9 protein-coding genes are annotated in these 8,115 nt (G+C 65.1%); 4 read left to right on the top strand and 5 right to left on the bottom strand.

What is annotated here, in order from left to right:
• Window positions 1-16 precede the first annotated feature (16 nt).
• Together ABXH26_RS20320 and ABXH26_RS20315 are read left to right on the top strand one after the other, a co-directional pair.
• On the top strand, window positions 17-754 hold the full coding sequence (locus tag ABXH26_RS20320) for an ATP-binding protein (protein WP_353568940.1): 738 nt from the start codon (window positions 17-19) through the stop codon (window positions 752-754).
• A gap of 75 nt (window positions 755-829) precedes the next feature.
• Window positions 830-1,120, top strand: coding sequence for a hypothetical protein (locus tag ABXH26_RS20315; protein ID WP_353568939.1), 291 nt, complete (start codon window positions 830-832; stop codon window positions 1,118-1,120).
• 27 nt (window positions 1,121-1,147) lie between these two features.
• On the opposite strand, the gene ABXH26_RS20310 is transcribed toward ABXH26_RS20315, so the two are convergent.
• A complete protein-coding gene (locus ABXH26_RS20310) occupies window positions 1,148-1,321 on the bottom strand; it encodes a hypothetical protein (RefSeq protein ID WP_353568938.1) in 174 nt (57 codons plus the stop codon).
• Between the two features lie 50 nt (window positions 1,322-1,371).
• A complete protein-coding gene (locus tag ABXH26_RS20305) occupies window positions 1,372-2,493 on the bottom strand; it encodes an SAM-dependent methyltransferase (RefSeq protein WP_353568937.1) in 1,122 nt (373 codons plus the stop codon).
• A 127-nt stretch (window positions 2,494-2,620) separates the two neighbouring features.
• Here ABXH26_RS20305 and rseP point away from each other — a divergent pair, with 127 nt between their 5' ends.
• Complete coding sequence (gene rseP / locus ABXH26_RS20300; RefSeq protein WP_353568936.1) at window positions 2,621-4,072, top strand: RIP metalloprotease RseP; 1,452 nt, start codon at window positions 2,621-2,623, stop codon at window positions 4,070-4,072.
• 7 nt (window positions 4,073-4,079) lie between these two features.
• Here the strand turns inward: rseP and ABXH26_RS20295 are convergent, their stop codons facing one another.
• Genes ABXH26_RS20295 through ABXH26_RS20285 form a run of 3 tightly spaced genes read right to left on the bottom strand, consistent with a single transcriptional unit; the run spans window position 4,080 to window position 6,380 of the window.
• Complete coding sequence (locus tag ABXH26_RS20295) at window positions 4,080-4,538, bottom strand: tRNA (cytidine(34)-2'-O)-methyltransferase (protein WP_353568935.1); 459 nt, start codon at window positions 4,536-4,538, stop codon at window positions 4,080-4,082.
• Between the two features lies 1 nt (window position 4,539).
• Window positions 4,540-5,415, bottom strand: a complete 876-nt coding sequence (locus ABXH26_RS20290; protein WP_353568934.1) for a thiamine-phosphate kinase — start codon at window positions 5,413-5,415, stop codon at window positions 4,540-4,542.
• Window positions 5,412-6,380 carry a CPBP family intramembrane glutamic endopeptidase gene (locus tag ABXH26_RS20285; protein WP_353568933.1) on the bottom strand — a complete coding sequence of 323 codons (969 nt, stop codon included), beginning with the start codon at window positions 6,378-6,380 and terminating at the stop codon, window positions 5,412-5,414. Before ABXH26_RS20285 ends, ABXH26_RS20290 begins: the two co-directional genes overlap by 4 nt.
• Window positions 6,381-6,680: 300 nt before the next feature.
• Between ABXH26_RS20285 and ABXH26_RS20280 the strand changes: the two genes are divergently transcribed.
• Window positions 6,681-7,922: a CPBP family intramembrane glutamic endopeptidase gene (locus ABXH26_RS20280; RefSeq protein ID WP_353568932.1), complete on the top strand. Its 1,242-nt coding sequence runs from the start codon at window positions 6,681-6,683 to the stop codon at window positions 7,920-7,922.
• Window positions 7,923-8,115: the final 193 nt, after the last annotated feature.

The following is an 8,115-nucleotide window of genomic DNA, read 5'->3' as shown; positions in this document are numbered from 1 at the left end:
TTGCCGGAAGTCTGGGCTGCCGAAAACCGCGCCAAGCATCCCGCCGCCCGCGACCTCAAGCGCGTCGCCTGATCCATCCGACCCTCAGCGTCCACCCCAATCCAACGGCGGTCGCTCGGGGGCTTACCTTTTTCTTGATGAACTCCCGGAGTTTCGCCGCCAGACCTTGGAGGTGCTCCGGCAACCGCTTGAGGACGGGTACGTGACCATCACCCGGGCAGCAGGCTCGATCACCTTTCCGGCGAGGGCGATGGTGGTGGCCGCCTTGAATCCTTGTCCCTGCGGCTATTACGGAGACTCGAAAAGGGAGTGCCGGTGCTCGCCGCGGCAGATCGAAAACTACCGGCAGCGCATTTCCGGGCCTCTGTTGGACCGCATCGATCTCCACGTGGAAGTGCCGTTGGTGGATTTCCGGGAACTATCCAGCGGGACATCCGGAGAGAAGTCGGCCGCCATCCGGAGCCGGGTGATGGCTGCGCGTCGCGGTCAACTGGAGCGCTTCAAAGGCAGCTCGACCAAGACCAACGCGGCCATGACACCGAGGCAGGTCAGGGCATGGTGTTGCCTGGACTCCGAAAGTTCCGGCTATCTCGAGCATGCCATGGAAACGCTGAACTTTTCAGCGAGAGCGCACGACCGGATTCTGAAGGTCGCCCGAACGCTGGCTGATCTGGAGGGTGCGGAAAAGATCGGTCCCGCCCATGTGCTGGAGGCGATCCAATACCGATCTCTCGACCGGGCCCTCTTTGCGTGAGGCCTGGAGCAATCTGGGTTCGGTTCCGAACCTTTGCTGGACGAAGCTGTCGGGAAAAGTTAAGAGCATGCCACCATGAAAGCCTCCCTGCTCGTTCTTGTGGCGGTCTTGACCGCTTTGGGCCTCAATTCCTGCCGGCCGTTCTTTCGAACGGAAATCGGAGTTCCCGGAGCAGGCTACACGCGGGATGAGGCCTACAACCGCGGTTATGCGGATGGCAGCGCGGACCGACTGGCCGGGCGCTCTCACAATCCCCACATCAACGAGGACTCGACCACGCTGCCCTCAGCGCATCGTAAGAACTACATCTGGGGTTACACCGAAGGTTACCGCAGTCCCAGCGGAGCCGTGCTGAGTACCAAGTGATCCAGAGTCGAGGCCCCGGCCCCGGGTTCAATAGGTAGGGAGAGTGTCCTGAGGTGCCGGGTCACTTCCGTCGAAGTTTTTCCCGTGGGCTTTGTGTTCAAGGCCCTCGCCGAGCTGGCGGAAGTCGCGTCCCATGCCGATCATCGTGTTGCAGGAACTCGTGGCCAGAACCAGAACCAGTGCGATCGCGTATTTCATCATCGCCTTCCTGATACTCAGGGAATCCGAGCCTGCAATACAGAAACCCGACTTCATCGTCCGCTGAGCTGCCGGCGCATTTCCGTGAGCTTCCCCCGCAGGTCGAAGATGCCCCGCCTGAGGGCCTCGATGGCGAGCTTCTGTTCGGCATCGGGACCGGAAGCCAGGAGCCGGCCACAGGATGCCAAAGCTTCGTTTTGGGAGTCGAGACAGCGCTTGAGGATGGCGATGACATAGCCTTGCTCGCGCTCGTAGTGCCCATTCAGCGCCCCGGCCAACTTGGCGGCCACGAGCGAGAGCGCGCTCATCACGGACTGGGCCTCCCCCAGGTGCTCGTCGCACTCGCGCAGCAGGTCGATCGAGCGAAGGGCGAGATCCTGCGCCTCCTCCTGGAGCGGGTGGGATTCGAAGTCATAGTCCTCCTCCTCGTCGTCCCCCATTTCATCACTGAAATCGAAGACCTCCTCGGGGGAGTCGAAGCCCTGCTCCCTCTCTTCGGCCATCGCTCCCAGGACGCCGTCCCAGCCCATGACGAAGGCCTCCTTGCGCTCGGCGTCGGGGTCATCCATGTACTTTTCGAGGACCTCCTGGTAAGCATCCGTCAGGCGATCGCTTTGCTGGAGCCGCTGCTCCCAGGCAAATTCATCTCCCGCGATGCGAGCGCCGGACGGCGGGCGGGCGATCATGCCGGCCAGGTAGTCGCGCATGGCCTGGAGGTTCGCCAGCTTCTGCGCCTCCTCGGCGTCCGCGTCCATCGCCCAGGATGACTCGCCGAGTTCGAGCAGGAAATCGCACGACTCGATCAAAACCCGGCCCTGACGGTCGTCGAACCATTCGAGATATAGTTCGTTCTTCCACACCGACGGCACGATTTCGCCGGCCGCCTCCCGCGCCAGGCATTCTCCCAAGTCGCAGGTGGGCATGCGGGATTTCCGCGAGGCGGTCATGTCGCCGACCAGGCCCTTTTGCGCCGGATGCAGGGCGATCGGCTCTCCTGCGGGGTTGGGATTCAGGAAACGGAGCCGTGCACCGGCGAGGTCGCGCCAGCAATCGCCGACCAGTTCCAGCCCGACCGGATCGTCCGCACCGACCAGCCACAAGCGCCCGATCGTTTGTCCTTCGGTCGTGTTGTCGATTTCACCGCGGATTACCGCGCTCGCGATGCGGAGGGCCATCGGGCGGACTTTCGTAAATCCCGACACGGTTCGTCAATGCTGTTGGAGCGTGGGTCGGCGCGATGTCGTGGGTTTTAACTGCTTGATGACCGCGACCCCGCACGTAGGCTGCGCTCGTATTCCCACCATGCCAGACGCACCCGGACCCCTGATGACCGCCCTCCTGATCCTCGTGGTGGTCATGTTTTTCAACCTGATCATTTTCGTTCACGAGCTGGGTCACTTCTGGGCCGCCAAATGGAGGGGGCTCAAGATCGACCGCTTCCAGATCTGGTTCGGCAAGCCGATCTGGAAAAAGGAGATCAACGGCGTCCAGTACGGTCTCGGCTGGATTCCCGCCGGCGGTTTCGTGGCCCTTCCGCAGATGGCGCCCATGGAGGCCATCGAGGGCGGCAATCGCGAGGGCGAGCCTCTGCCGCCGATTTCGCCACTCGACAAGATCATCGTCGCCTTCGCCGGACCGCTGTTTTCCTTCCTGCTGGCCTTCGTTTCCGCCGTCATCCTGTGGGTCAGCGGCAAGCCGGTCGACATCATCCACACGACCACCGTGGGCTGGGTGGAGAAGGGCAGTCCCGCCGAGGAGGCCGGCTTCCAGCGGGGCGACCGGATTCTCGCGATCGGCGGCCATGCCGTGACCTCTTGGAACATGCCGCTGGACAGCATCATCACCGAGATCGTCACCAGCTCCGGAGAGCGCATTCCCTTCATGATCGAGCGGCCCGGTGTCGGGCGGATGGAAATCGTTTCCTCCTACGAAATCCAGCCGACCGCCTGGTGGCAGCGCCGCCAGACCCGCAGCGTGGGCATTTCCCCGATGTCACCGGAAGGCGACATCGTGGTCTCGGGCTTCCCCGACAAGGACAACCTTCCGGCCAAGCTCGCAGGGCTGAAAGAAGGGGACGTGCTGGTGGCCATCGACGGCACGCCGATCGTCGATTACAGCCAGATGATCGAGATGTTCCAAGGCAGCGAGGGCCGCGAGCTTCAGGTCACCGTCCGCCGTGATGGAAAGGAAATGCAGCTGGGCCTCCGTCCGGTGCGGCCGGAAAGGACCAAGCCCAAGCCCGATGACAAGCCGTTGGATTACATGATCGGGGCCCTCTTCAACACCCCCACGCCCTTCAAGGAGGAGTGGCTGCACCCCAACCCCGGCCAGCAGATCGTCGAAACGCTTCGCCAGATGTGGATGACCGTGACCAGCGTCGCCGACCCGCACAGCAGCATCGGCATCCAGCACCTCAGCGGACCGGTGGGCATCGGAAAAATCCAGTATTTCTCCCTGCTGATGGACCATCCGATGCACCGGATCCTGAACTTCATGGTGCTGATCAACATCAACCTCGCCTTGCTCAACCTGCTGCCTTTCCCGGTGCTCGATGGCGGCCACATCACCATCGCCACCATGGAGGCGATCGCCCGCCGGCCGGTGAACGTGAAGTTCCTCGAGGTGCTCCAGCTTGCCTTCGTGTTTCTTCTTTTCGGCGTGATGATCTACGTCACCTCGAAGGACGTCTTCGACAACTTCGGCATGGGCGATGACAACCGCCGCGAGATCGTGTTCCCCGAGCCCGGCTCGTGATGCCAGCTCAGAGCGTGCCGGTCTGTCGCACCGCCTCGTAGAGCGTGATGGCGATCGCGGTCGAGAGGTTCAGGCTCCGCGTCGAAGCCTCGGCCATCGGGATGCGCAGCCCGTGCATGCCGGCTTCCCGCACCATCGCTTCCGGCAGACCGCGCGACTCGCAGCCGAACACGAGATAGTCGCCATCCGAGAACTCCGCGTCCCAGTGCGCGCGCCCGGCCTTGGTGCTGAGAAACCAGAACCGCGCCGACGGGTACGCCGCTTGCCGTAGTTCGGAAAAATCGTCCCACACCTGCAGGTCGACGTCCTTCCAGTAATCGAGGCCGGTCCGGCGGACGTGCTTGTCATCGAGCGAAAACCCGAGCGGCTTCACCAGATGGAGGCGCGAGCCGGTGGCCAGCGCGAGCCGGCCGGCGGCACCGGCGTTGTGCGGGATTTCCGGGGCGATGAGGACCAGGTGCAGCATGTCAGCTCGTGAAATGTTCCCAGCCTCCAGCCAGCGTGCCACCGCTTTCCACCAGGCGCCCGATGGCCTGGAGCGGAGCCAGTTCCGGCGGCCAATCGAGCACCAGCCGGTCCCACTTCCGCGGCTCCACCGCCGCCAGCAGTTCATAATCCTCGCCGTCGGAAATGGCGGCCTCGATCGTGACGCCCCGGCTCCTCGGGATGGCCTCGCGCGCCACCTCGAAGCCGCAGCCGCAGGCCTTGGCCAGCCGGGGCAGGTCTTTTGCCAAACCGTCGGACAGGTCCATCATGGCGCGCGCGCCGCCGCGGGCGAGCCGCTCTCCTTCCGCCAGCCGTGGCTCGAAGCTCAGGTGCCGGCCCCGCATCGAACCGCCGAGCGCGCCGGTGACCGCCAGCACGTCGCCGGGCTTTCCGCCGCGGCGGCCCACGCAGTGCCGGCGGTCCACCACGCCCTCGCCCGCCACCGAGACCATCACCGGTCCTCCCTCCGGCACGGCCGTGGTTTCGCCGCCGGCGAGCTGGCCGCCCCACGCTTCCAGGCAACGCCCGATGCCCCGGTAGAGTCCCTCCGCCCAGCGGATTTCCAAGTCCGCGGGCAGGGCCACCGTGACCAGCAGGTGCCGCGGCCGGCCGCCCATGGCGGCAAAGTCGCTGATCACCCGCGCCACCGCCTTCCAGCCGACCTTGGCCGGTGCCGCTTCGCGCAGGAAATGAACGCCCTCCACGATGGCGTCGGTCTTCAATAGTCGCAGCGGGCCGCGGCCGTCATCGACCACCGCGCAGTCGTCACCGGGACCGACCCGCAGGTCGGACGCCGGGATTTTCCCCAGCAGGCGCGCGATCAGCGCGTCCTCGCCGATGTCGCGCAGGGTCTTCATGAAGTGGGCGGCGTCGCGTAGCCGAACTTGATCGCCAGCTGGCCGATGACCGTCAGGCCGTTGAATGCCGCGTGGATCGACATCGGCATCCAGATCGAGCCGCTGAACTCGAAGCTCACCGCCAGCATCAGCGCCAGCAGGGTCAGGGCCGGCAGCGCCACGGCGTTGTGATGCACCGCGGCGAAGACCACCGCGCTCACGATCACCGCCGCATTGCGGCCGATCCGACTTTTCGCCACCGGATAGAGATAGCCGCGGAAAATCAGCTCCTCGGTCACCGGGGCCACCACCACCGCCATCAGGATCAGCGCCGCCAGCGTCAGCGGGTCGTTGATTTCCTGAAAGGCGCGCACCACCTCCTGCTGGCCGTCGCTGCCTTCGACCGACTGCACCCATTGGATGAAGCCGCTGAGATAGAGCGCCGTCAGCAGCATCCAGGTGGCGCCGATGGCCACCGGCACGGCCACCAGCCACTTCACCCACTCGATGCCCGCGCGCCCCGGCCAGTTCAGGCCCAGCCAGCGCACCGGCTTGATCCGCCACACCACCAGACCGATGATCACGGCGGAAAAAAACAACTGCATCACCATCGTCGCCACGATGGTGGCCAGCTCGATCTTCGGGGGTTCGTCCGGGGTTTTGCCGAGGATCGTCAGCACCACCGGCCACAGATACAGGCACAGCACCAGGCCGATCACCAGAAAGTCCCAGCGGCGGACCCACCGGCAGCGAACGCGATTGAACGGCTCCAGGGGGCCCTCGTCCGCCTCCGCGGCCATCACCTCGTCCGGCAGGGGCGGCGGCGTGCCAGGGGGCGAGTAGGGACTTTCCGCCCCGGCGGCGGGCGGTATGGGGAGCTCCCGCCCGGCCTCGCGCGACCGTTTTTTCATGAAACCGACCACGGCGACCACGCAGGCCAAGCCCAGCGCGCCCAGTTCCAGCCACATTCCCAATTCCGTCGGCATCGGGCGCAATCTGGGGAAGGGTGCCCGGGCAATCCAGCGGAATTCCCGCGCGGACGGCAGGCGGTGCTTTTCCCGCGGTCTCGCTGAGGGCTTGCCCGGACCGGCCATTCCGTCGAAATTCCCCGGCGACACCCACCCCTTACACCCGCCATCAACCCCTACCGACCACTCATCAGGAGGCGCTTCGCCGAGCCCTTTCTTTTCGTCCTGGTTTTCCTCGTCGGCATCTGGCTGTGGGACAATCACCTCGGGCGTCCGGTCCAGCCCGGTGGCGCGGCAGAGCAGGCCGAGACCTGGAGCATGGCGCTGCGCAAGGCCGATCGCGACCTGCGCCTGGCCGAAGGGCTGCGGGAGATGCCCTCGTGGCTGCGGGCCCTGTTCGGTGTCGATTCGGTCGATCGCACCCTGCGGCATGCCATCGCCAACCTCGAGCAGCTCGTCTCGCCCGCCGGTCATCATCATGAGCACCCCGGGCATTGGGCCGGGGACCAGGAGGGGGCCTATGCCCTGGCGGTGCTGGTGGCCGTCAGGGAACATGCCAGCCCGGCGGCCGGGCCCTTCCGGCAGTATGGGCTCGATGCTCCTCCGACGGAAAACGAGATCGCCACCCGGATCATCGAGGGCAGGGAAACGTGGTGGGATCTTGCTTATTTCAGCGCCTTCGAACGCAAGGATACGGAAGCCTTCGTCCACCTTGCCGAGACCCGCACCGGCCGCTTGGTGGGAAATACCTTGAAGGCGCGGGGGACGGTCATCGCCCTCACCCTCGGCGGGCTCTTTTTCGTCCCCGGCACCCTGCTCGCCTTCATGCGGGCCAGATCCCGCGGCCCGCGCGTCAACTACACCGAACGCTGGAATCCCACCTACGGCCTCGGCGTGTTCCTGCTCGCCTACCTCGCCTACCTCGGCTTCGCCACCGTATTCGAGCAGCTCGCCGGTCACGTCGCCCGCAGCGGCGGGGACGGCCCCCTGTTCCCGATGCCGGTCTTCATCGCCCTCGACAGCCTTACCCGCTTCCTTCCGGCGCTCATCGCGCTGGGGCTGCTGTTTCGAAAAGCCCGGCATGTCCGGACGCGCTTCGGCCTCGGTGGCCCCTTCGATGGCAAGCTGGTCCTCGGTGCCTTCGCCATGTTGCAGATCCTCGACTTCGGCCTGCGCGTGGCCTTCGACCGCTTTTCCACCGGCGACCCCACAGGGGGGCTTTCGTCCGCGGAGGAAGGCCCCTGGGGCCTTGTGTTAGGCATTGTTTCCGCCTGCATGGCCGCACCCATCGCCGAGGAGATCCTGTACCGCGGGGTGCTGTTCCGTTCGCTGGCCAACCGCCTGCCGGTGGGAGTCGCCGCCCTGCTCTCCGCGGTGGTCTTCGCCCTAGTCCACTTCGTTCCCGGCACCACCCTGCTGCTGATCGGGGTGGTGGGCTTCATGACCGCCATGACTTATGCCGCCTCGCGGACGCTTCTCACCGCCATTGTCCTTCACGCACTCTACAATGCCGCGGTGAAAATCCCGGAGTGGATCATTTACCAAACGCCGCTTTTCTGAATCATGTGGCCAGAAAACCGGCCGGGACCGAAACGTTCCCGCCCGATAAGCGTAGACTTTCCCTGACATGAGCGACGAAACCTTCATCGCCCCGCAGCCGGAGCAGCTTTCGGAGCTGCTTCCTGCCTTTGATTTCCAATCCTTTATCGCCCAGGGCGGCATGGGCGCCGTTTACAAGGCCAAGCAACGCTCG

This window comes from Haloferula sargassicola, from assembly GCF_040362925.1.
GTDB lineage: Bacteria > Verrucomicrobiota > Verrucomicrobiia > Verrucomicrobiales > Akkermansiaceae > Haloferula > Haloferula sargassicola.
The sequence above is the reverse complement of the archived record's forward strand: the minus strand, read 5'-3'. Positions and strand labels throughout refer to the sequence as shown.